Genomic DNA, 23,227 nt, shown 5'->3' on the forward strand with positions numbered 1-23,227 from the left:
CCATAATCCCGATTAGATGTCCAGAACTTGCGGTTGCTGCGCCGCGTGGTTGTGCTCGTTGCCCGCGTAAACTTTCAGTTTACGGTACATAGCACGGCCCAGAGGGCCTTTCGGCAGCATGCCTTTAACCGCGATTTCAATTACGCGCTCAGGACGGCGGGCAATCATCTCTTCAAAGGTCGCTTCTTTGATACCACCGATGTGGCCAGTGTGGTGGTAGTACATTTTGTCAGAACGCTTGTTGCCGGTTACAGCAACTTTTTCTGCGTTCAGAACGATGATGTAATCACCGGTATCAACGTGCGGAGTGTATTCCGCTTTGTGCTTACCGCGCAGGCGACGAGCCAGTTCGGTAGCCAGACGGCCCAGAGTTTTACCGGTCGCGTCAACAACGTACCAGTCGCGTTTTACGGTTTCTGGTTTAGCTGTAAAAGTTTTCATTAAAAGCTTACCCAAATATAGAGTTACACGTTGGCGAACACCCAAACGCTTAAATTGAGTTGAGGTTCACACGACAAAGTCCGCAAACCTACCCCCTCGGATATGTTTTCGGCACATAAAAGTTTCGGGAAAAAAACTTTCTTGTAACGTGGGGTCGCAAGATTATAGAGAAGTCGAGTATAAAGATCGACCCCTTTTATCAGGAAAGTATCGGGATTCGCTCCCCTGCGCGCAGAGGAGCGGCCTGGCATCAGGCCAGGTGCGGCCGTTTGAGGTATTCCTCGCTCTGCATCTCCTGCAAACGCGACAAACAACGCTTAAATTCAAACTGCAGTTGCTCGCCCTGGTAGATGCTCTCCAGCGGCGCATCCGCCGAGACCACCAGCTTCACCTGGCGTTCGTAAAACTCATCCACCAGCGCGATAAAACGCCGCGCCGCGTTCTCGGTGGACGTCGTCATCACCGGCACATCAAACAACAACACAGTATGGAACTGGCGCGACAGCGCGATGTAGTCATGCTGGCTGCGCGCGTCCACGCATAAGGTGGCGAAGGACGCGGCCAGCGTCTGGTTTTCAACACCAAGCGTCGGCAGCGGGCGATGGTTAATCTCAAGCGACGGTGCCGCCGCCGCGTTACGCGGTGCGCCCGCCAGCGCCTGCCAAAGTTTGTCCATCTGGCGCGCCGTTTCCTCACTGCGCGGCGAGAGCCACAAATGCGCCTGGGTCAGCGTGCGCAGGCGGTAATCGATACCCGCGTCGACGTTCATCACATCGCAATGCGCTTTTATGGCCTCAATAGCTGGCAGAAAACGCGTACGTTGCAGGCCGTTGCGGTACAGCTCATCGGGCGGAATGTTTGACGTCGCGACAAGCGTAATACCGCGCGCGAACAGCGCCTGCATCAGTCCGCCAAGCAGCATGGCGTCGGTAATGTCAGAGACAAAAAATTCATCGAAGCAGATAACGTCCGCCTGCGCTTTAAAGCCATCGGCAACCACTTCCAGCGGATCGCTTTGCCCTTGCAGCGCGGCGAGCTCTTCATGCACGCGCAGCATAAACCGGTGAAAGTGCAGCCTGAGTTTGCGCTCACCCGGCAGGCTATGAAAGAACAGGTCCATCAGCCAGGTTTTACCTCGACCGACGCCACCCCACATATATAAGCCGCGAACCGGCGCTTCACTGAGCGCTTCTTCGCGTTTGCCAAACAGCTTGCCGACTTTGGTCAGCAGGCCGCCACGAGCAGGCGCTGGCGCGTCGGTTTTCTGCGAAAGGGCCTGCCAGATAAGATTCAGACGATTTACTGCTTCATGCTGGACGTCGTCCGGCTGATGGGTGCCCTCTTTCAGGGCCTGTTGGTAGCGCGATGTCGGAGAGATGCTCTGCATATATTATTCTTACTTCCTGAAAACGTTCGCCGCAGCGTTATTTTGGCCAAAAAAAGGCCGCTCTACACTACGCCATGCCGCTCCAGGATTCCACTTCTCCTGAATTAGCGGTTATAGTGGGTTTACCGGTCGACGGCACGCAGACGAGAAACCAAGCCTCGCCGTTACCACCCTACGGAATCACAAGACAACGGGAGATGTTCATGACCTGGGAATATGCGCTTATTGGGTTAGTCGTCGGCATCATTATCGGCGCCGTCGCTATGCGTTTCGGTAACCGCAAATTACGTCAACAGCAGGCTCTGCAGTACGAGCTTGAGAAAAATAAAGCGGAGCTTGACGACTACCGCGAAGAACTGGTCAGCCACTTCGCCCGCAGCGCCGAACTGCTGGATAACATGGCGCACGACTATCGTCAGCTTTATCAGCACATGGCGAAAAGCTCCAGTAGCCTGCTGCCGGAAATGTCCGCAGAGACCAACCCGTTCCGTAATCGCCTTGCGGAATCGGAAGCCAGCAACGATCAGGCGCCGGTCCAGATGCCGCGCGACTATTCGGACAGCGCGTCTGGTCTGCTGCGTACCGGCGCGAAGCGCAACTGATTCAGCTAAAAACTATCCTTACCGACGGGCGCATTTGCGCCCGCTTTTCTTTGGGTGCTGACTATGCTTATTCTGAGCGCTGCCGTCCCGATGACAGCATTGTTACGACATTGAGAATTCAATAATATCCGTGTTTTCAGGTGACTTTTATAACCAGGTTGCGAGAGCTGCGTTCATGAAAAAACAAACCCTGCTGTTAAGTGCGTTAGCGTTAAGTCTCGGTTTATCTCTGTCGGCGCCCGCGCCGGTGCTCGCTGCGCTGCCATCGCAGGTGCCAGGCCAGCCTGCGATCCCAAGCCTCGCGCCGATGCTGGAAAAAGTGCTGCCTGCGGTTGTCAGCGTGCGGGTGGAAGGCACTGCCGTGCAGGAACAGCGCGTACCGGAAGAGCTGAAAAAGTTTTTCGGCGAGTCGATGCCTGACCAGCAGGCGCAGCCGTTTGAAGGGCTCGGCTCGGGCGTTATTATCGACGCCGCGAAAGGCTATGTGCTCACCAATAACCACGTGATTAACCACGCTGAAAAAATCAGCGTTCAGCTCAATGACGGCCGCGAGTTCGACGCCAAACTGATTGGCGGCGACGACCAGAGCGATATCGCGCTGATCCAGTTACAAAACGCCAGCAACCTGACGCAAATCCAGGTGGCGGATTCCGATAAACTGCGCGTCGGCGATTTCGTGGTGGCCGTCGGCAACCCGTTCGGGCTCGGCCAGACGGCGACGTCCGGCATCGTTTCGGCGCTAGGCCGCAGCGGGCTCAATCTCGAAGGCTTTGAAAACTTTATCCAGACCGATGCGTCCATCAACCGCGGCAACTCCGGCGGCGCGCTGCTGAACCTGAACGGCGAGCTTATCGGCATCAACACCGCTATTCTCGCGCCAGGCGGCGGCAGCGTCGGTATCGGCTTTGCTATTCCGGCGAATATGGCCCAGACGCTCGCTAAACAGCTGATGCAATCAGGCGAGGTGAAACGCGGTCTGCTCGGCATTAAAGGCACCGAGATGAGCGCCGATATCGCCAAAGCGTTTAACCTGAACACCCAGCGCGGCGCGTTTGTCAGCGAAGTGCTGCCGAATTCAGGCTCCGCTAAAGCGGGCATTAAAGCGGGCGACGTGATTGTCAGCCTCAATGGCCGCCCGCTGAACAGCTTCGCCGAACTGCGCTCGCGCATCGCCACCACCGAGCCTGGCACGAAAGTGAAACTGGGCCTGCTGCGCGACGGTAAAGCCCAGGAAGTGGAGGTAACGCTCGATAAAAGCACGTCCTCTTCCGCCAGCGCCGACATCATCGCCCCGGCCTTGCAGGGCGCGACGTTAAGCGACGGCCAGCTTAAAGACGGCACCAAAGGCATTACCATCAACAGCGTCGAAAAAGGCAGCGCCGCCGCCCAGGCGGGCCTGCAGAAAGATGACGTGATCGTCGGCGTAAACCGCGCGCGCGTCAGCACCATCGCTGAAATGCGCAAGCTGCTGGAGAGTAAACCTGCCATTATCGCGCTACATGTCGTGCGCGGAAACGACAGCCTCTATTTACTGCTGCGTTAATAAACTGAGACAACGGACATCACGCCGCGTGTGATGTCCGTTTAACTCATGGTATGCTGCGCCCGTCCCCTGACTACTTATTCCATACACATGTTTCTGAAGCTTTTACGCTCGGTTATTGCGGGGTTAATTGTCGCCGCGTTGTTGCTGACGCTTGTGCCTTCCCTGCGCCCTTATAATCCGCTGTTGCAGCAAAAGCTCGACAGCGTCGATGAAACGCCCGTGAGTTATAACCGGGCGGTGCGCCGCGCTGCGCCTGCGGTCGTGAATGTCTATAACCGCAGCCTCGGCGGCAGCAATCGCAGCCAGCTGGAGATTCGCACGCTCGGCTCCGGCGTAATCATGGATCAGCGCGGCTATATTCTGACTAACAAACACGTCATCAACGACGCTGACCAGATTATTGTGGCGCTGCAGGATGGCCGCGTGTTTGAGGCGCTGCTGGTAGGTTCAGACAGCCTGACCGATCTGGCGGTACTGAAAATTAACGCAACCGCCCTGCCGGTTATTCCCATTAACCCGCAGCGAATGCCGCATATCGGCGATGTCGTCATGGCGATTGGCAACCCCTATAACCTTGGGCAGACCATCACCCAGGGGATTATCAGCGCCACCGGGCGAATCGGCCTGAACCCGTCCGGACGCCAGAATTTCCTGCAAACCGACGCCTCCATCAACCACGGCAACTCCGGCGGCGCACTGGTGAACTCGCTGGGCGAACTGATGGGTATTAACACGCTCTCTTTTGATAAAAGTAACGACGGCGAAACGCCGGAAGGCATCGGTTTTGCGATCCCAACACAGCTCGCCACGCGCATTATGGAAAAACTTATCCGCGACGGGCGCGTGATCCGCGGCTATATCGGCATCAGCGGGCGTGAAATTACGCCGATGCACACGCCGGCGGCGGGTATCGATCAGATTCAGGGGATTGTGGTGAACGATGTGGCGCAGGACGGCCCTGCCGCGCGCGCGGGCATCCAGGTCAATGACGTGATTGTGTCGGTGAATAAGAAGCCTGCTATCTCTGCGCTGGAAACCATGGATCAGGTAGCGGAAATCCGTCCTGGCTCGGTGATCCCGGTGGAAGTCATGCGTAACGACCGCAAGCTCACTATTCAGGTAACGATTCAGGAATACCCGGCGACACCGGAATAACGGAATCGCAGACATAAAAAAACCGGAACCTGCGTTCCGGTTTTTTTTCGCTCGTTAACGCTTATTTGTTAACAAACTCTTCGCCCAGGGCGATATCTTTTTTCAGCGTATCCAGCATGCCTTCCAGCGCTTGCTGTTCATAAGCGCTCAGCGTGCCGATCGGTTTACGCTCTTCAATGCCGTTTTTACCCAGCAGCAGCGGCTGTGAGAAGAAGCGAGCATATTCGCCGTCGCCTTCCACGTAGGCGCATTCCACAACGCCCTGCTCACCCTGCAGCGCACGCACCAGGGAGAGACCGAAACGCGCGGCCGCCTGGCCCATAGAGAGGGTTGCAGAGCCTCCGCCCGCTTTCGCTTCCACCACTTCGGTGCCCGCGTTCTGGATGCGTTTGGTCAGATCGGCCACTTCCTGGTCGGTGAAGTTGACGCCCGGGATCTGCGAGAGCAGCGGCAGAATGGTCACGCCAGAGTGGCCGCCGATCACCGGCACGTCCAGCTCAGCCGGTTTTTTACCTTTCAGTTCCGCCACAAAGGTGTTGGAGCGGATGATGTCCAGCGTGGTCACGCCAAACAGTTTGTTCTTGTCGTATACGCCTGCTTTTTTCAGCACTTCAGCCGCGATAGCGACCGTGGTGTTCACCGGGTTGGTGATAATGCCGATGCACGCTTTCGGGCAGGTGGTCGCCACCTGCTGAATCAGGTTTTTCACGATGCCCGCGTTCACGTTGAACAGGTCAGAGCGATCCATACCCGGTTTACGGGCAACGCCTGCGGAGATCAGCACCACATCAGCGCCTTCCAGCGCCGGTTTAGCATCTTCACCGGAGAAACCTTTGATTTTCACGTCGGTCGGGATATGACTCAAATCCACCGCAACCCCTGGGGTCACTGGCGCAATGTCATACAGAGAGAGTTCTGAACCTGAAGGCAGTTGGGTCTTGAGTAGAAGGGCAAGCGCCTGGCCGATACCGCCTGCCGCGCCGAGGACTGCAACTTTCATCCTAAACTCCTTATTATGGTTAGCAATTGTGTGCCGTTACTCCATGAGGTGGCGACCATAATCATCCTGGGAGGAAGTTATAGCACTCTTTTCGCCCGCAGTTTGCGATCGTAGCGCGGTTTAACTGAAAGCGATGCGGCCTTCTCGCCCGGGTGCAGATGACGCGAATACCGCCGGGTCACTACCGAAGCAACATCTCAACAGGCGGTTACATTACACCCTCTTTAAGCATCAAAACAACATCATTTTGATAACATTTAATTTACTTAAAGCCTTATTTGCGAGTCGTGATACAGGCATGTTCCTCGATAACGTAATTTGATAAAATTCGTCTCTTTCATAACATTATTTCAGCCCGCCGCAAGGCAGACCATTTGCATAAAAATTCATCTCAATGCATAATAATGTTGTTTATTGGCCTGTATACGGGTGATATATGCGTAGCTCCGCAAAACAAGAAGAATTAGTCAAAGCCTTCAAAGCGTTACTAAAAGAAGAGAAGTTCAGTTCCCAGGGTGAAATCGTCCAGGCGCTTCAGGATCAGGGTTTCGAGAACATCAACCAGTCCAAAGTCTCTCGCATGTTAACGAAATTTGGCGCCGTGCGTACCCGCAACGCCAAAATGGAGATGGTGTACTGCCTGCCGGTTGAGTTGGGCGTCCCGACGACGTCCAGCCCGCTGAAAAACCTGGTGCTGGATATCGACTATAACGACGCAGTGGTGGTGATTCACACCAGTCCCGGTGCCGCGCAGCTTATCGCGCGTCTGCTGGATTCACTCGGTAAAGCCGAAGGGATTCTGGGCACCATTGCTGGCGACGACACTATCTTTACCACGCCCGCGCGCGGCTTTACGGTGAAAGATCTCTACGAAGCCATTCTGGTACTGTTCGAGCAGGAGTTATAAGCCCTGCGCCGCCGTCGGTTCTGCCGGCGGCAGCTCTTTTCGCCTCGCATTTCCACTTGCTTTTATTACGCACGCAGCAGTATCTGCCTCTTTTTTACGGTTCCGCCTGTTTCGCGGCCTGAAGACCGCACAAATTGTCAAACTCACCCAATCCATTGATTTAATGAAATTTTGGTCAGAAAACGGACATTTTACCCCCATTTTTATAATGATCGGTAATAAAAAGCATGCCCGGACCGAACAAAGTTTCATAGTAAATAATTAGGATCGTATTAATTTTTCGGGTAACTAGTGTATACTTGTTTTTGTGATGAGGGTCACACAATAAGACCCCACCGATAACAATTACGACGAGGAAAAGAACATGAAAACCAAATCTACTGTAACAGCCCTGACACTTCTCTCCATGCTGTCCTTCGGCGCTTTCGCGGCGGATTCCATCAACGCAGAACAGGCGCAGAACCGTCAGCCTATCGGTACCGTTTCTGTTGACGCCGTAAACGCGGCTCCGATGGATCTGCGTGCGATGCTGAATGAAAAAGCAGAAGCGAAAGGCGCAACCGCGTATCGCGTGATTGAAGCCCGTACTGGCGACCACTGGCACGCCACTGCCGAGCTTTATAAATAAGCGATCTAACCGTCAGGCGCTCACGCGCAACTAATATGTAATACCTCTCAGCGGCCCGATAAAAATCGTACGCTAACCATTAAGGCCGCTGAACACACCTGCATGAGGAATGAATAATGAAAACGACATTTACCATCGCTGCTCTGGGCCTTGCATCCGTACTCTCTTTTGGTGCGAGCGCCGCAGTACAACAGGTCAACGCGCAACAGGCGCAAAATCTCCAGCCGATGGGCTCCGTCTCTGTGACGCAGCTGACCGGCTCGCCGATGGATGTTCGCCAGCAACTGGCCGCTAAAGCAGAAAAAGAAGGCGCAAGCAGCTATCGCATCACTGAGCTGACTCAGGGCGATCACTGGCACGCCACGGCAGAACTGTACAAATAAACCCTCGTCGTCTTCTCCGACGACTTTTGCCCCTGCTTCGCGGGGGCCTTTTTGAGGGTTTGCAGTATGGCTATTGCCGGATATTGAAGAGGAGCTGACCTTCCAGCTCCTCTTCTGCTTCATCAAACAGCAGAATCAGTGCGCCGAAGCGGCGTTTCACTTCCGCCGTCACATGCAGGAACACAATCTCCAGCGGTAATGGCAGCACGTCTTCCATCACCACCTTCCACAGACTATCCAGATCCGTTACGCGCGCGGCCCCGATGCCAAACGTGTCGGCAAATGCCCGATAGAAATCCTGTTGACTGGCAATCGTACTGAAATCAAAACTGTAGCTTTTCATTGTCGCCACCACGTTTAGCGGGCGGCTGCGATGCCGCCCTCACGCTTATAACCCGCCAAGATGCAGCGTTTTCACTTCCATAAACTCATCCAGCCCCAGCACAGACCCTTCGCGCCCAAGCCCTGACTCCTTCACGCCGCCAAACGGCGCGACTTCCGTTGACACCGCGCATTCGTTAACGCCAATCATGCCGCTTTCCAGCAGCTGTGAGACGCGGAACACGCGCTGAAGGTTCTGGGTGTAGAAGTAAGCGGCGAGCCCATAAGGCGTATTGTTGGCCCGCGCGATGACTTCCTCTTCGGTTTTAAAGCTAAAGCAGGCCGCCAGCGGGCCGAAGGTCTCTTCCTGCGCCAGCTTCATATCGTCGTTTGCATCAATCAGCACGGTCGGCTGCCAGAAATTGCCGCCGAGCGCATGCGGTTTGCCGCCGGTAAGCACTTTCGCGCCTTTCGCGACCGCGTCGTCCACATGTTCGCGCACTTTTTCGACCGCCGATGTCTCGATAAGCGGCCCGACGATAACGCCGTCTTCCATGCCGTTGCCCACTTTCAGCGCTTTTACCGCCTCCGCCAGTTGATTGACGAAACGATCATAAACGCCTTCCTGAATGTAGAAACGGTTAACGCTGACGCACACCTGGCCTGCGTTACGGAATTTATTGGCGACAGCACCTTTCACCGCCGCGTCGATGTCGGCATCGTCAAACACGATGTACGGCGCGTTGCCGCCAAGCTCCATCGAGACTTTTTTCATCGTTTCGGCGGCGTTGCGCATCAGCGTTTTGCCAACGGCGGTCGAGCCGGTGAAGGAGATTTTACGGACATCCGGGCTTGCCATAATGGCATCGCTGATTTCCGATGTACTGCCCGCCACCGCGTTCAGCACGCCGTCCGGCACGCCCGCCTCTTGCGCCAGCGCTACCAGCGCAAAGGCGCTGAGCGGCGTATTGTTGGCGGGTTTGATAACGCCGGTACAGCCTGCGGCCAGCGCCGGGCCAAGCTTGCGGGTCAGCATCGCCATCGGGAAGTTCCAGGGCGTGATCGCCGCCACCACGCCGACCGGCTCGCGGGTCGCCAGGATACGCGAGCCGGGCTTCACGGGCGGAATGATTTCACCATTGGCGCGTTTGGCCTGTTCGGCGAACCACTGGATAAAGCTCGCGGCATATTCCACTTCGCCTTCGGCTTCTTTCAGCGGCTTGCCCTGCTCACTCGTCATCAGCTCGCCAAGCGCGCGCTTGTTTTCAATGATGAGCTGATACCAGCGATAGAGAATTTCAGAACGTTCTTTCGCGGTTTTGGCGCGCCAGGCGGGGAACGCGCGGCTGGCGGCGGCGATAGCGGCCTCGGTCTCTTTTTTGCCCGCTTTCGCAACCTGCGCGATGACCTCGCCCGTCGCCGGGTTTAGCACATCAAAGGTCTCCTGCGCGCTGTGCCATTTCCCGTCAACAAAATAGCCGGTTTTAAAAAACGCATATTCTGCAAATGCTTGTGCGGTCATTGTCCCCTCCTGCACGTGAAATTCCGTGGATGGAGGTAAGTATAGACAGAAAAAAACCGACGCTTTGGGCGTCGGTTTTGGCATTACGTGTTGGTAAACGCCTGCTGATATTTATGAAGCATATCGGTCAGGCGCTTCACGGAATCAATCACCGACTGCGGCGCCGCCCAGACATGCAGCTTCTCCTGGTAGACCGCCAGCTCATCCAGCAACTGGCGGAACGTCGCGCGTCGTTTCTCATCGCTGGACGCGGAAATAACACGGTCCGCCGTGCGTCTCAACTGGCGGTGAAACGCCGAGAGATCGTCATTGACCGGCACCGGCGCTTCGCGCAGACGCTGGTGCGCGATGATGAGATTCAGCGCCAGGCGAAACTTCGCCACGTCGTCCGGGAATTTGCTCAGCAGCAAAAAGAGCTGCTGATAGAGCGCGGGCAGATGGTTCTCTTTGCGCCGCGCTTTGTTGGTGGTGAGCGAAGAAACTGCCGCCGAGACAAACTGGTTCAGCAACATGCGGCCCGTCTGCGCCTGTGAATTATCGCGGATCACCAGAATCACCATCATCGCCAGCACACAGCCCACCAGTTGCCCGAGCGCGCTGTCGAGGAACTGGCTGAAGTGGAAGGTCATAGGGTTATCCAGCACCAGAATATTGATGGTGCCCGCCAGCGCGCCCATAGAGCCGAGCCGCCGCTTTTGCACTTCGATGCCGATAAAAAAGCCGAGCAGCGCCAGGCTGATACACAGCAGCAACATGCTCTGCTGGGTCGAAGGTAGCACAACCAGAAAGTAAAATGCCCCAAGCGGCAGCGCGACGAGCATCCCGTAGAGGAAATCGAGCGATACCATGCGCGGGTTCGGCAGACGCATCGCCAGCGCCGTCACAACCGCAATCATGATCATCGCGCCGCTGCCGGAGGTCCAGCCGGTCCAGAGCCAGAAAAGCGTGCCCAGCAGGCAAGACACCGTCGTGCGCCAGAAATTGATCATGGCGTGGTGGCGCTCCGCCGACGGCGCTTTGACCACCACTTCGTCGGTCAATACGTCCTCTTCCACCGCGCTGATTTTCGCGTTCGTGATCACGCCACGCTTGAGCAGCAGATAACGCGTGGCCGCGCCCACCCAAGTGTAAATCGTCACCGGCGTGTCGTGCTCGCCGGTCCAGGAGAGCACGCGGCGGATGAATTTCAGGCGGCGGTGCACATCAGCGGCAGTCTCCACCGGCTCGACAAACAGCTCGCGGTATTCCGGCGCTATCGACTCCGGGCGAGTGTTCTGAATGAGATACGTCTCGCAGGCCTGGGTAATGAGCGTCAGCGAGAGCGTATTGAGCGCTTTCAGGCGGCGGTTCGCGCGCACCCAGCGCGACGACTCCATATTCAGGTTCACCCGCATGCCGTCGAGCGCGGCGGTGCGGCGCACCAGCGCGCCCCAGGCTTTATCCACCGCCTCACTGTCACCGTGGGCCATGCAGAGCTGCATCAGGCGAAACTGCTCAACCAGCAGCGCGTCCAGCTCGCGGTCGATCTCTTTCTTAATAGAGCGCGGGGAGAATAAAAGATCGGCGATAATCGCGCAGAAGATCCCGAGCACGATTTCACTGCAGCGCTCCAGCGCGAACTGCGGTGCCAGCAGCGGCTCGGTCTGGATCGTGATGACGATAATCAGCGCCGTATAACCCGCAAGCCCCCAGGCGTACGAGTTTTCGACTCTCACCAGCGATGAAATCCAGGTACAGAAACCGGCCCAGATACAGCAAAGGGTCAGCATCACGACCGGCGCGCGAATGGTGCCAATAATCATCACCAGCGCGGCGATGCAGCCAATAAACGTACCGATGATGCGGAGCATTCCGCGATAGCGGATAGCGCCGGACCACGGCTCGCCGCCTGCGGCAAACGCCGGCCCCGCCGCCACAATCGCGGCGGTCAGCACCGCCCAGCGCGGCGTCTCAAGCTGAAAGTGAAACCCGACAAACAGCGCCAGCACAATAGCGGTGGCGAGCTTTATCGCAAAGCGCAGGTGCCGGGGATCGATTGATAAAAATCCCATCATGATTAGCCGAATTCGCGCAGACGGTGCATCAGCTTGTTAAAGGCCGACTCCTGGCTGCGGTCGCGATCCCGCTCCCCCGTCACCACGACGGTCGCCGTCGTGCCGGACGGATAAAGGTTGCCAGGCTGTTTATCGAGGCGAATACGCACCGGCACGCGCTGCGCCAGGCGTACCCATTCGAGGTTAGAATCGACGGTCGCCATGCCTTTGTCGTCGCGCGTACTGCTGGCGTTCGTGACGCCCGCCGAGACGCTGTCGACGGTGCCGTGCAGCACGTTATTGCTGCCAAGCGGCGTAATCTCTACGCGAAAGCCGGGGCGCACGCCCTCAAGCTTGGTCTCTTCCATATAAGCCTGAACGTAGAAGCTGTTCTGTTTGACTAGCGCCACCGCCGTGGAGCCGCGCGTAATGAACTCGCCCGTATAGACGTTAAGGTTGGTTATCCAGCCGTCCGCCGGTGCGCGGATGACGGTGCGTTGCAGGTCGAGCTTCGCCAGATCGCGCGTCGCTTCGGCTTTCGCCAGCTGATGCAGCACGGTTTGCAGCACGTTGTTCGCCTGGTCTATCTCTTCACGCGACATCGCCTGAATGCCAAGCTTATTACGACGGCCCGCCTCGCGACGTTTTTCATTGGCCAGCGCCTGGTAGTACGCGACATCGGCTTCGGCTTCTTCCAGCGCCTTCTGGTAGCGCGGCTGGTCTATAGTGAAAAGCACCTGGTCTTTTTTCACCAGCTGGTTGTCATGCACGTCCACCGACGTGATAAGCCCGGCGACGTCGGGCGCAATGGCGACCACATCAGCGCTGAAGCGCGCATCGCGCGTCCAGGGCGATTCGGTATAAAAACTCCAGGCGCGAAAAATGGCGATGAAGGCGAGCACGACCAGCACCACGGTGATGGCTGTGCGGGTGATTTTTGTTGTTAGTAGTTTCACATCAACCTCAGACAAACAAGCGCGACAGCAGATAGAACAGACAGCAATAGAGCGCCGTGTTGAATAACGCCGGATGCCAGACGAAATCGTAGATCCCGGTCGGGATCAGCGCGCGGCGCACCAGCCAGAAAATCGCCAGCGACAGCAGAAGCTCAAAAAAGATCGGCGGAAAGGAAAGACCGAATATCACAATGACCGGAAAAAGACTCATGTTGACCTTGATTTGCGTGCAGGCGATTGATTTTTAAACTATATTCCGCAACGAGTGGCCTGGAATGGCCGGGCGAGAGTGCGGTGTAGTTATGTTGGAAATAATATATTAGCGTAACTGATAGTAAGTTATCTATGATATGTGATCTAAATCACTTTTAAGCCAGAGTGAATAATGGAACGACTAAAAAGAATGTCGGTGTTCGCCAAAGTGGTGGAGCTGGGCTCGTTTACCAGCGCCGCCAGGCAGCTTGAGATGAGCGTCTCCTCTATCAGTCAGACGGTATCGAAACTGGAAGATGAGTTGCAGGTCAAGCTGTTAAACCGCAGCACCCGCAGCATTGGCTTAACCGAGGCAGGCCGGATCTACTACCAGGGCTGTCGTCGTATGCTGCATGAAGTACAGGAAGTGCATGAACAGTTATACGCTTTTAATAATAGCCCTATCGGCACGCTGCGGATCGGCTGTTCTTCAACCATGGCGCAAAATGTGCTGGCGTCTCTGACTGCCGGAATGCTGCGCGACTATCCGGGGCTGTCGGTCAACCTGGTGACCGGTATTCCGGCTCCCGATCTCATCGCCGACGGGCTGGACGTGGTGATCCGCGTCGGCGCGCTGCAGGATTCCAGCCTGTTTTCGAAGCGCCTCGGCTCGATGCCGATGGTCGTCTGCGCGGCCAAAAGCTATCTCGCCCAGGCGGGCACGCCGGAAAAGCCCGCCGATCTCGCCAACCATTCATGGCTTGAATATAGCGTACGCCCGGACAATGAATTCGAGCTTATCGCGCCGGAAGGCATTTCTACCCGTCTGCTGCCGCAGGGGCGTTTTGTCACTAACGATCCGATGACCCTCTCACGCTGGCTGAAAGCGGGCGCTGGCATTGCGTATGTGCCGCTGATGTGGGTGATCGATGAGATCAACAGCGGGGAGCTGGAGATCCTGTTCCCGCGCTACCAGTCCGACCCGCGTCCGGTCTACGCGCTCTATACCGAAAAGGACAAACTACCGCTTAAGGTGCAGGTGTGTATCAACGCGCTTAATGACTATTTCGTGAAAGTGGCGCAGGTTTATCAGGAGATGCGGGGAAGAAACGGGAAGGGAAAAGAGAGCCGCGCCTGAGTGTCTCGCCCCTCGCCAACGGAGGGGCGAAACCACATGTTTACGCCGTACCGCCGACCGTGAGGTTATCGACCTTCAGCGTCGGCTGACCGACGCCCACCGGCAGGCTCTGGCCTTCTTTACCACAGACGCCTACCCCGTTATCCAGCTTCACGTCGTTACCCACCATTGAAATCTGCTGCATCGCCTCGATGCCGGAGCCGATAAGCGTCGCGCCTTTCACTGGCTTCGTCACTTTACCGTTTTCGATGAGATACGCTTCCGACGTCGAGAAGACGAACTTACCGGAAGTTATGTCCACCTGGCCGCCGCCGAAGTTTGGCGCGAAGATGCCGTAATCCACCGATTCGATAATCTCCTGCGGCGTGGATTTCCCGGCCAGCATATAGGTGTTGGTCATGCGCGGCATCGGCAGGTGCGCGTAAGATTCGCGACGGCCGTTACCGGTCGGCGCGACGCCCATCAGGCGCGCGTTGAGCTTATCCTGCATATAACCTTTCAGGATGCCGTTCTCGATCAGCACGTTGTACTGGCCCGGCACGCCTTCGTCATCAATCGCGAGAGAACCACGGCGATTGGCAAGCGTGCCATCGTCCACCACGGTACAGAGCTCAGACGCCACAAGCTCGCCCATCTGACCACTGAAGACCGACGTGCCGCGACGGTTGAAGTCGCCTTCCAGGCCGTGACCAACCGCTTCATGGAGCAGCACGCCCGGCCAGCCCGCGCCGAGCACGACCGGCAGCGTGCCGGCAGGTGCCGCCACCGCGCTGAGGTTTACCAGCGCCATACGCACCGCTTCTCTCGCCCAGGCTTCTGCACGTATTTCGCCGTCGGTATTCTCCATAAACCACTGGTAGCCGAAACGGCCGCCGCCGCCGCTGGAGCCACGCTCGCGCTTGCCGTCTTCTTCCACCTGTACGCTTACGGAAAGGCGCACCAGCGGACGCACGTCAGCCGCCAGCGTACCGTCAGTGGCGGCCACCAGAATCAGTTCATAAACGCCGGTCAGGCTCGCGCTCACTTCCTGGACGCGCTTGTCCGCGGCGCGCGCGGCGTTATCGACGCGGCGCAAAATATCGAGCTTCTCTTCACGGCTCATGCTTTGCAGCGGATCGAGCGTGGTGTAGAGCGGCGAGTAGTTCACGGAGCTCAGGGTTTTGATGCGCCCTTCGCCTTGCTCGCGCACGATGCTGCGCGCGGCCTGCGCGCTCTGCTCCAGCGCCAGCAGGCTAATCTGATCGGCATACGCGAAGCCGGTTTTCTCACCGCTGATGGCGCGCACGCCGACACCCTGGTCGATATTGTAAGAGCCGTCTTTAATGATGCGGTCTTCTAAAACCCAGGATTCGTGATAACTGGACTGAAAGTAAAGATCGCCGTAATCCAGGCGGCGCTCATAAAGCTGGCCCAGGATGGAGAAGAGATCCTGATGGCTCAGGCCATTGGCAGACAGTAGCTGCTCACTTACCAGGTTCAGACTCATTATTTGCTACTCTCTTGGTCCTGCCCGCACGGGCAATGAAAAAGGTTATCAGGCGAGCTTGCGGTAATTCCGCCGCGGCGTCAAATCATTGCGCCGCTTGCGCACGCGGCTGGCGCATCACTTCGTTGATTTGCGGCTTATCGATTGGCCCGGTGATGTGATAGCGCAGTACGGAGATTTTATTCCACAGCGGGCCAAGCACTTTGCTGGCGGCAAACACCGCCGCGCCGACAATCGGGTTGACGGCGAACGCCGCCGCCACGCCGACCGTCGCGGAGATTTCCGGTGCCACGACCGCTTCCATATCCAGCGTCCGGGCGGGCAGGTTAACGGAGCCTTTCATGGCGATATCCGCTTCCAGGCCATCCACCAGCGTATCTTCGGTGTGCATGATGCCGTCTTTGATCCAGACCGTACTGCGAATCGAATCGTAATAAAAACCTTCGCCGAAGGTATCGCTGAAGTCAAAGCGCAGCTTGCGCAGCAGCGCATCGAAGCTCAACAGGCGCAGCAGCTGCCCCGCATGGCCGGTGCCGAGATCGGCGATTTGTCCTTTGCCGAGGCGGGTATGCAGCACGCCATTCAATGAAGCTTCATCCGGTTTCCACGGCGCGTCGCGCCAGTGGAGATCGTAATCAACATTAAACGACGACCCCTGAAGCGGCGTTTTCACACCGAAGAAACTGGTCGCCGCATCCAGCTGTTTACCTTTCAGAACGCCTTTTACCGAGGTGCGCATGGCATCCTGGCGGTTAACCCATTCGCCTTCCATGGTCAGGCGCGCAAAGCCGGTATCCAGCAGGCCGTTCGCGAGCGACAACGTATCGCCGTTAATGGTGAAATCGCCGTCGATGCGGCCATATTTCTGGCCCCACAGCCAGCACTCGGCGCAGCGCAGCGCCAGATTTGGCCAGTGGCTGAAGTCCACGGCCTGCGTTTTTTGCCCGGCGGTAGTGGTCAACACCGTGGTCGCTTCATCCGCGTGGCTTGGGTTGTAATAGAGATAGTCGATATTCGCAAGCCACGGCGCGCCGTCGCGCATCAGCAGGCGACCGTTGATTTCACGGCCCTGGGCGGAAACTTCCGTACCGCCTGTCTGCGGCTTCGTCATGATGCTGAGGTTATTCCAGCGCTGTCCGCCAAAGGTCAGCGCCGGGGTGCGCAGCGTTATCGCTTCCGGGAACAGCGTCGTGCTACTGACCTTCTCGGCCGCGCCCTGGTTAAAGAGCGCCAGCCACTGCGCGCCATCCATCGCAGGCAGATTCAGCTCAACACCGCGGTTTTCCGGCAGCGGCGGTGTGGTGCGGCTGTCAGAGGCCCAAATAGCCCTGTCCAGCGTCAGCTTGCGCCCGAGCAGCCAGCGGCTGTTGAAATGGTTTTCCGCCCCGGCGTTGCCGGTCACATCAAAGCTTTTGAGGTCGCCTTTCGCGCGCACTTTAAACGGCAGCGCTTTACCTGCGGGCTTTTCAACTGGCTCAGGTAAGTGACTGCTTACATTTTTCAGATCGCCGGTGATATCGACCTGATAATTTACGCCAGCATGATAAGGCAGCGAAATCGCCACTTTGCCGTTCCAGGGAATGCTGCCGCTAAGCGCATCGTTCATCGGCTTCGGCAGAAGGCCTGTGTGGGTAGGCTGCCAGTCGCCATTCATGTTCACTTCCACCTGATAAGCTTTCGGCTCTTCACGGGTCGAGAAGTCGATATTCAGCGGCTGGTTAAACCAGGTGGCCGTTAACGGTTCGCTCTGCAGATTGCCGTTCACGAAGCTGAATTTGCCGTTCAGGTTATGCAGCGTGCTGTTGAGCGGCTTCACAAACAGCGCGTTATTGCGCAGCCAGACGTCGCCTTTCGCGGTCGTCATGGTGCCATCCAGCGGAATGTCGAGATGTAAGCGAGCATTCACATCGCCGTCGAGCCGGAGCTCGTCCAGCGTCGTACCCAGAGAATCTGCAAGCGGCGTCTCTTTAAAGTAAGGCCCGACCGCTTTACCCGGCCCGGCGATATCGGCATCGATAAATAGTTTTTCCTGCGAGTAGTCCGGGATAACGGCCGTCAGGTTTTTTCCGATGACGCCGCCAAGCATGACCTGCGGCACCGCCATCCAGAGCCCGTCGTTGCGGAAATCGAGATTAATGGCGAAATCTTTCAGCGCGGGCCAGTCCGGCTGGAACGCGTAGGTGGCGTTATGCAGCGGCACATAGACTTCAAACTGACCGTCGTTTTGTTTATACGGGAAATGCTGTGGGTTGCCGACATAGACCAGCGTGGCGTTCTCCACCTGGCCGCCCTGAATCGCGCCGCTCAGGTAATCGACGAGATCTTTGCCCATCAAGTTTTCCGGAAAGTAGCGCCAGGCCTGAGCGGCATCGGAGGTCTGGATGCCTGCCAGTATTTCCAGCCAGGGCTGACCGTCCTTCGGCTGCTGGTAACGAAAATCGCCTCGCGCCCACAGGGAATGCGCCTGTACGTCAAGATTTTTACCCGCCAGCGTGAAGCCTTCCGCGTTCTTGCGCCAGTCCAGCGTCGCCGCGCCGCGCGCAATCTCCAGCGGCGCGCGGAACACGCTCTGATACGGCATCCGGGCGTCAGTCATATTGACCGTCGCCTGACCATGCTCCAGCGTGCCGGAGACCGAGCCGGAGAAATGCTCTGCGCCCGGCAGAAGTTTCCATTGCTGCCAGGAGAGATCGCGCCAGCGAGCCAGAAAACGGGTTTTGTCGGTCGCCTGAAGCGGGATATCAAGCGCCAGCGCGTCGATTTTCCCTTTCGGGCGCGTGCTGCCCCATACGTCGCCAAGCGACGGTGCAAGCTTTGTTGCGAGCGGTAAAAACCCTTCCAGTCCGCTCAGTTCAAGGTTGCTGGCGCGTACGCGCAGTTCGTCGCTGCGCCGTACTTTGTCGCCGTCGACCGGTTGGCCGGCAAGCCAGGCGAGATTCAGCGAACCCGCGGGCCAGGGCTTGTCATCCACGGTCACGCGCGTCTGCGGAATGGCGACCTGCCAGGCGTCATCGGCGCGGCTGATATGCGCGGTCAGATTATCTACCGAAAGACGGTGGCTGCGATCCTCGCCGCGCCAGGTGGTGCCGCCCTGCTTGAGCCAGATATCGCCGCCTTCCACCTCGCCGTCGCGCAGCGTCATCCACGCTTCGAGGCTGAACTGCGCGCTGGTCAGATCGACGTTGTCCTTCATCCACTGGCCAAGCCAGGGCTTAACATCCACATCATCCGCCTGCATCCAGACCGTACCGCGATTCAGCAGGCCGTTGTCGTCACGCAGATCCATTCTCACCTGCATCACGCCATGCTGGCCGGTGAGGCTGGAGAGACTCACCTGACCTTCGGCGCGGTGGCGGTTTTTCCCGTTAAGCCAGGTTAACTGGGGGACGGCGAGTTCGGCGCGCTGGCCGGAGATCGTGATGAAGCTGAGCGTGCTGTCGCGCAGATCGAAGTGATCGAACTGGCGGAAGAAGAGATCGCTGAGTTTGTTGCCTTCCAGCGGGTTGCCGCCTTCGCTCTGTTTGATTGGCGTGTTGGTACGCACCTGAAGCTGGTAAAAGGTGAGATCGCGAAACTGCCAGCGAAAATGGAGCAGGCTTTGCCAGACATCCAGCGCGACCGTGACGCGCCTGACGGAAACGTTGCCGCCGTCGCTGAGCTGCGCGCGGATATCACGCACGTCGAGCGTCGGGCCGAATGTCTGCCAGGCGGCGTCAACATGGCTCGCCTGTACGGGAACGCCGGTCGCGCTGGAGATTTTCTCCAGCAGCGCAGGGCGCCAGGTGTTGAGATGTGGCAGCGCGAGGCGCAGTCCACTCACCATCAGTGCGACGATAACAATTAGCGTTGCGCCTGTGAGTAGCAAAATGCCCGGCAGTCGCCTCACCCTTCTCTCCTTGTCAGCCGCCGCGGCGGTACCTTCACTCACACAGACGACCGCTGTGCGCTACATCATGACCACGTCGAACTGCTCCTGGTTATAGAGCGGTTCGATTTGCACCTTAACCTGCTTACCGACAAAAATCTCCACTTCGGCCAGCGCATGGGATTCATCGCTTTTCAGCGCTTCCGCCACGGCAGGCGACGCGTAGACCAGGAAGCGGTCAGAGTCGTAAGCGTGATGCACGCGCACGATTTCGCGCATGATTTCATAGCAGACGGTTTCTACCGTTTTCACGGTGCCGCGACCATGACAGGTTGGACAGTCATTACACAGCACATGTTCAATACTTTCGCGGGTGCGTTTGCGGGTCATTTCCACCAGGCCGAGCTGCGAGAAGCCGTTGATGCTGGTCTTCACGCGATCCTTGCTCAGCGCCTGCTCAAGCGAGTGCAGCACGCGGCGGCGGTGATCTTCATTACTCATATCGATAAAGTCGATAATGATAATGCCGCCGAGGTTGCGCAGGCGCAGTTGGCGGGCAATCGCCTGTGTCGCTTCAATATTGGTGTTGAAAATGGTGTCGTCGAGATTGCGATGGCCGACAAAAGCGCCGGTGTTGATATCAATCGTCGTCATCGCTTCGGTCTGATCGATGATCAAATACCCGCCGGATTTCAGCTCCACTTTACGCTCCAGCGCGCGCTGGATTTCATTCTCAACATCATAGAGATCGAAAATCGGCTGACGGCCGCTGTAGTGCTCAAGCTTGCTGGTCATCTCCGGCATATACTCCGCCGTAAATTCGAGCAGCATTTCATAGGTCAGACGGGAATCGACGCGGATGCGGTCAAGCTGGGCGACCGCGAAATCGCGCAGTACACGCTGGGCCAGCGCCAGTTCGCCGTAGAGCTGATAGCGCGTCTGGTGGCGCTTTTTACGCTCCATCACTTTGGTCCAGACGCGTTTCAGATAGGCGGCATCAGACGCCAAATCTTCTTCGCAGACGCCTTCGGCGGCGGTACGAATAATAAAGCCGCCCTGCTCGTCGCAGTAATCTGCCACGATGCGTTTCAGGCGCTCGCGCTCGGTTTCGCTCTCAATACGCTGGGAGACGCCGACGTGCGACGCGCCCGGCATAAAAACCAGATAGCGCGACGGCAGCGTGATGTCGGTAGTTAGACGCGCGCCTTTGGTGCCGAGCGGATCTTTCACCACCTGCACCATAAGATCCTGCCCCTGGCGCACAAGCTCGGAGATATCGCGAACGGTGAAGTTTTTCTGTTCGTCGCCCGCCACGCATTCGGTGTGCGGCATGATGTCGGAGGCGTGAAGAAACGCGGCTTTATCGAGGCCAATATCTACAAATGCCGCCTGCATTCCTGGAAGAACGCGACTGACCCGACCTTTGTAGATATTGCCTACTATCCCGCGGCGCGCTTCACGCTCAATGTGAATTTCCTGCAAAATCCCGCCATCAATGTACGCCACCCGGGTTTCCGACGGGGTAACGTTAACCAACAATTCAGCCGTCATCTTGTTTATCCCTCACGCAGTGAGTTGAATTCGCTCAGCAATTCCCAGGTTTCTACCAGCGGAAGCCCTACCACCGCGTGGTAGCTTCCCTCAATACGTCTGACAAAACAGCCACCCAGCCCCTGAATGCCGTACGCGCCCGCTTTGTCCATCGGCTCGCCGCTTTCGACATAGGCCGCAATGTCCTGCGCCGTCAACACCCGGAACGTCACGCGGGTAGTAACCAGACGCTCACACACGCGCTGTTTATCAGCCAGCGCGACGGCGGTCATCACGTCATGCGTTTGCCCGGATAGCCTGCGCAGCATCTCTGCCGCATGGGCGGCGTCGCGCGGTTTTTCCAGCACGTCGCCATCCAGCACGACGATAGTATCGGCGCCAAGCACAGGAAGATCGCGTGCGGCCAGCGCCACGCCAGCGCGGGCTTTGTCGCGGGCCAGACGGGTGACATAATCCTGCGGCGCTTCCTGCTCGGCGCGCCGCTCCTCCACACCCGGTACCAGACGTTCAAACGTAACGCCCAGCATTCCCAGCAGCTCCTGACGACGCGGCGAGCCCGAGGCGAGATAAAGATCTGTCATATCTGTCCTTTATTGTACAGCAAACTGTTGGCGGACTTTGCGCATCAGCAGGAATATCCACGGCCAGAGCACGCCATTCACGACGCTACTCCAGAAGACTTCCGGCCGGAAAGCGACATCGATAACCAGGAATTCCGCCCAGAAAACGATAATATCCGCCGCCAGCGACAACAGCATCACGACCAGCGCCTGTTGCCAGAGCGCCAGGTTGCGGAAAAGCTGAAATTTCAGCGCGACCAGATAGGCGATGATACTCAGTGAAAGGGCGCGAACCCCCAGCGTAGAGCCGCTGATAAGATCCAGTATGGCACCCATCACAAAACCCGTGCCAACATTTACGCGATGCGGCAACGCGAGGATCCAGTAGAGCAGGATCAGCAGCACCCAGTTAGGCCGGAAGACGATAATCGCATCCGGCCAGGGCATGATCTGCAACAGCAGCGCGATTAAAAAGGAGAGCCAGATTACCCAGCGCCCCTGACTACGGTAGCTCGCCACTACTGTCCTCCCTGTACGGGAGATGCGCCGCCAGATGGCGTCGCGTTGGAGGTGTTTGCGCCTGGCGCAGCAGGCGCTGGCGGCCCCATCGCATCCGGCGATGGCAATACCTGCGGCATCATCTGCATCAGGCGTTCGTTCGCCACGCGGTGTACTTCCTCCGGCGTCATCGGATTTTTACCTTCGCGATCGGCACCCCACAGCAGCAGCAGATAGCGCAGACGCTGCAGACCGGCCGTCGGACGCGCCTGAATCACGGTATACGCGCGCTGGGTATCGAGCTTCACGGATGAAACCACGCCAACCGGATACCCTTCCGGGAAACGGCCACCGAGACCGGACGTCACCAGCACATCGCCGACGCGAATATCGGTATTGGCAGGCAGATGTTCCAGTTGTAAATCGTCGGTACAACCGCTACCGGCCGCGATCACGCGGATGTCATTACGCAGCACCTGAACAGGCAGCGCGTGGGTAGCGTCGCAGATAAGCAGCACGCGGCTGGTGAGTTTCGCTACCGCGACCACCTGGCCGACCACGCCTTTATCGCTGATGACCGGCTGGCCTTCATAAACGCCGTTGACGCTACCTTTATCAATCACGACCTGATCGCTGTAAGGATCGTTGACGGTCGAGATGACCTGCGTCACCATTTTCTGTTCATCCTGACGCAGCGGCGAGCCGAGCAGTTCGCGCAGGCGCGCGTTTTCCTGCTTGTACTGGCCAAGCATCAGAATTTCACTGTTCTTCAGCAGCAGCTCCTGGCGCAGCGCCCGGTTTTCCAGCTCAAGCTGGTCGCGGGACGCCAGCGTTTGCGAGACGCTGTCGAGTAATTCACGTGGACCGTTGGAGATAAAGTAGAAAGGACTGACGGCGGTATCCATGTACGTCCGAATCTGACTGAACGTACCGAGGCGGCTGTCGGCGATGATGACACCAAGCGCCACCAGCACCGCCAGAATAAGGCGAATCTGTAGCGACGGGCCACGGCTAAAAATTGGCTTCATAGGCTATGCGTATTCCCAAACCAACAAG

General features: G+C 57.5%; 21 protein-coding genes. 7 read left to right on the forward strand and 14 right to left on the reverse strand.

What is annotated here, in order from left to right:
- Nucleotides 1-12: 12 nt before the first annotated feature.
- A complete protein-coding gene (rplM, locus tag AFK66_RS17495; RefSeq protein WP_002437467.1) occupies nucleotides 13-441 on the reverse strand; it encodes a 50S ribosomal protein L13 in 429 nt (142 codons plus the stop codon).
- A gap of 250 nt (nucleotides 442-691) precedes the next feature.
- Nucleotides 692-1,828, reverse strand: coding sequence for a cell division protein ZapE (zapE, locus tag AFK66_RS17500; protein WP_007780384.1), 1,137 nt, complete (start codon nucleotides 1,826-1,828; stop codon nucleotides 692-694).
- Between the two features lie 203 nt (nucleotides 1,829-2,031).
- Here zapE and zapG point away from each other — a divergent pair, with 203 nt between their 5' ends.
- The 3 genes from zapG to degS all read left to right on the forward strand — a co-directional run bounded on the left by zapG (nucleotide 2,032) and on the right by degS (nucleotide 5,131).
- On the forward strand, nucleotides 2,032-2,430 hold the full coding sequence (zapG, locus tag AFK66_RS17505) for a Z-ring associated protein ZapG (protein WP_004385113.1): 399 nt from the start codon (nucleotides 2,032-2,034) through the stop codon (nucleotides 2,428-2,430).
- A 175-nt stretch (nucleotides 2,431-2,605) separates the two neighbouring features.
- Nucleotides 2,606-3,973 (forward strand): serine endoprotease DegQ, encoded by a 1,368-nt coding sequence (gene degQ, locus AFK66_RS17510; RefSeq protein WP_007780372.1) that lies wholly within the window; start codon nucleotides 2,606-2,608, stop codon nucleotides 3,971-3,973.
- 90 nt (nucleotides 3,974-4,063) lie between these two features.
- A complete protein-coding gene (degS, locus tag AFK66_RS17515) occupies nucleotides 4,064-5,131 on the forward strand; it encodes an outer membrane-stress sensor serine endopeptidase DegS (RefSeq protein WP_023899583.1) in 1,068 nt (355 codons plus the stop codon).
- A 61-nt stretch (nucleotides 5,132-5,192) separates the two neighbouring features.
- Here the strand turns inward: degS and mdh are convergent, their stop codons facing one another.
- A complete protein-coding gene (gene mdh, locus AFK66_RS17520) occupies nucleotides 5,193-6,131 on the reverse strand; it encodes a malate dehydrogenase (protein WP_004385118.1) in 939 nt (312 codons plus the stop codon).
- Between the two features lie 436 nt (nucleotides 6,132-6,567).
- On the opposite strand from mdh, the gene argR reads away from it, so the two are divergent.
- The 3 genes from argR to yhcN (AFK66_RS17535) all read left to right on the forward strand — a co-directional run bounded on the left by argR (nucleotide 6,568) and on the right by yhcN (AFK66_RS17535) (nucleotide 8,049).
- On the forward strand, nucleotides 6,568-7,038 hold the full coding sequence (argR, locus tag AFK66_RS17525) for a transcriptional regulator ArgR (RefSeq protein WP_004385120.1): 471 nt from the start codon (nucleotides 6,568-6,570) through the stop codon (nucleotides 7,036-7,038).
- 364 nt (nucleotides 7,039-7,402) lie between these two features.
- On the forward strand, nucleotides 7,403-7,666 hold the full coding sequence (gene yhcN, locus AFK66_RS17530) for a peroxide/acid stress response protein YhcN (protein WP_007780363.1): 264 nt from the start codon (nucleotides 7,403-7,405) through the stop codon (nucleotides 7,664-7,666).
- A gap of 116 nt (nucleotides 7,667-7,782) precedes the next feature.
- Nucleotides 7,783-8,049, forward strand: coding sequence for a peroxide/acid stress response protein YhcN (gene yhcN / locus AFK66_RS17535; protein ID WP_007780361.1), 267 nt, complete (start codon nucleotides 7,783-7,785; stop codon nucleotides 8,047-8,049).
- Nucleotides 8,050-8,119: 70 nt separating this feature from the next.
- On the opposite strand, the gene AFK66_RS17540 is transcribed toward yhcN (AFK66_RS17535), so the two are convergent.
- The 5 genes from AFK66_RS17540 to aaeX form a co-directional block, all read right to left on the reverse strand.
- The gene (locus AFK66_RS17540; protein ID WP_032968553.1) at nucleotides 8,120-8,392 is read right to left on the reverse strand and encodes a barstar family protein; all 273 of its coding nucleotides are present in this window, start codon (nucleotides 8,390-8,392) and stop codon (nucleotides 8,120-8,122) included.
- A 45-nt stretch (nucleotides 8,393-8,437) separates the two neighbouring features.
- Nucleotides 8,438-9,892, reverse strand: a complete 1,455-nt coding sequence (locus AFK66_RS17545; RefSeq protein WP_023899585.1) for an NAD-dependent succinate-semialdehyde dehydrogenase — start codon at nucleotides 9,890-9,892, stop codon at nucleotides 8,438-8,440.
- Between the two features lie 83 nt (nucleotides 9,893-9,975).
- On the reverse strand, nucleotides 9,976-11,943 hold the full coding sequence (gene aaeB / locus AFK66_RS17550; protein ID WP_032983028.1) for a p-hydroxybenzoic acid efflux pump subunit AaeB: 1,968 nt from the start codon (nucleotides 11,941-11,943) through the stop codon (nucleotides 9,976-9,978).
- 5 nt (nucleotides 11,944-11,948) lie between these two features.
- Complete coding sequence (gene aaeA / locus AFK66_RS17555; RefSeq protein ID WP_023899588.1) at nucleotides 11,949-12,881, reverse strand: p-hydroxybenzoic acid efflux pump subunit AaeA; 933 nt, start codon at nucleotides 12,879-12,881, stop codon at nucleotides 11,949-11,951.
- Nucleotides 12,882-12,888: 7 nt separating this feature from the next.
- A complete protein-coding gene (gene aaeX, locus AFK66_RS17560) occupies nucleotides 12,889-13,092 on the reverse strand; it encodes a p-hydroxybenzoic acid efflux pump operon protein AaeX (protein ID WP_004385128.1) in 204 nt (67 codons plus the stop codon).
- Between the two features lie 174 nt (nucleotides 13,093-13,266).
- Here aaeX and aaeR point away from each other — a divergent pair, with 174 nt between their 5' ends.
- Entirely contained in the window at nucleotides 13,267-14,211 is a 945-nt protein-coding gene (gene aaeR / locus AFK66_RS17565) for an HTH-type transcriptional activator AaeR (protein ID WP_023899589.1), read from the forward strand.
- 40 nt (nucleotides 14,212-14,251) lie between these two features.
- On the opposite strand, the gene tldD is transcribed toward aaeR, so the two are convergent.
- The 6 genes from tldD to mreC all read right to left on the reverse strand — a co-directional run bounded on the left by tldD (nucleotide 14,252) and on the right by mreC (nucleotide 23,199).
- Entirely contained in the window at nucleotides 14,252-15,697 is a 1,446-nt protein-coding gene (gene tldD, locus AFK66_RS17570; RefSeq protein ID WP_023899591.1) for a metalloprotease TldD, read from the reverse strand.
- An 85-nt stretch (nucleotides 15,698-15,782) separates the two neighbouring features.
- Nucleotides 15,783-19,583, reverse strand: coding sequence for an AsmA2 domain-containing protein YhdP (gene yhdP, locus AFK66_RS17575; protein ID WP_007780343.1), 3,801 nt, complete (start codon nucleotides 19,581-19,583; stop codon nucleotides 15,783-15,785).
- Between the two features lie 60 nt (nucleotides 19,584-19,643).
- A complete protein-coding gene (gene rng, locus AFK66_RS17580; protein ID WP_004385132.1) occupies nucleotides 19,644-21,113 on the reverse strand; it encodes a ribonuclease G in 1,470 nt (489 codons plus the stop codon).
- Nucleotides 21,114-21,118: 5 nt separating this feature from the next.
- On the reverse strand, nucleotides 21,119-21,694 hold the full coding sequence (locus AFK66_RS17585; protein WP_007780338.1) for a Maf family protein: 576 nt from the start codon (nucleotides 21,692-21,694) through the stop codon (nucleotides 21,119-21,121).
- A 9-nt stretch (nucleotides 21,695-21,703) separates the two neighbouring features.
- Nucleotides 21,704-22,192: a rod shape-determining protein MreD gene (gene mreD / locus AFK66_RS17590; protein ID WP_004385134.1), complete on the reverse strand. Its 489-nt coding sequence runs from the start codon at nucleotides 22,190-22,192 to the stop codon at nucleotides 21,704-21,706.
- On the reverse strand, nucleotides 22,192-23,199 hold the full coding sequence (mreC, locus tag AFK66_RS17595) for a rod shape-determining protein MreC (protein ID WP_007780334.1): 1,008 nt from the start codon (nucleotides 23,197-23,199) through the stop codon (nucleotides 22,192-22,194). Before mreC ends, mreD begins: the two co-directional genes overlap by 1 nt.
- Nucleotides 23,200-23,227: the final 28 nt, after the last annotated feature.

The organism is Cronobacter malonaticus LMG 23826 (assembly GCF_001277215.2).
In the GTDB taxonomy this organism is placed as follows: domain Bacteria; phylum Pseudomonadota; class Gammaproteobacteria; order Enterobacterales; family Enterobacteriaceae; genus Cronobacter; species Cronobacter malonaticus.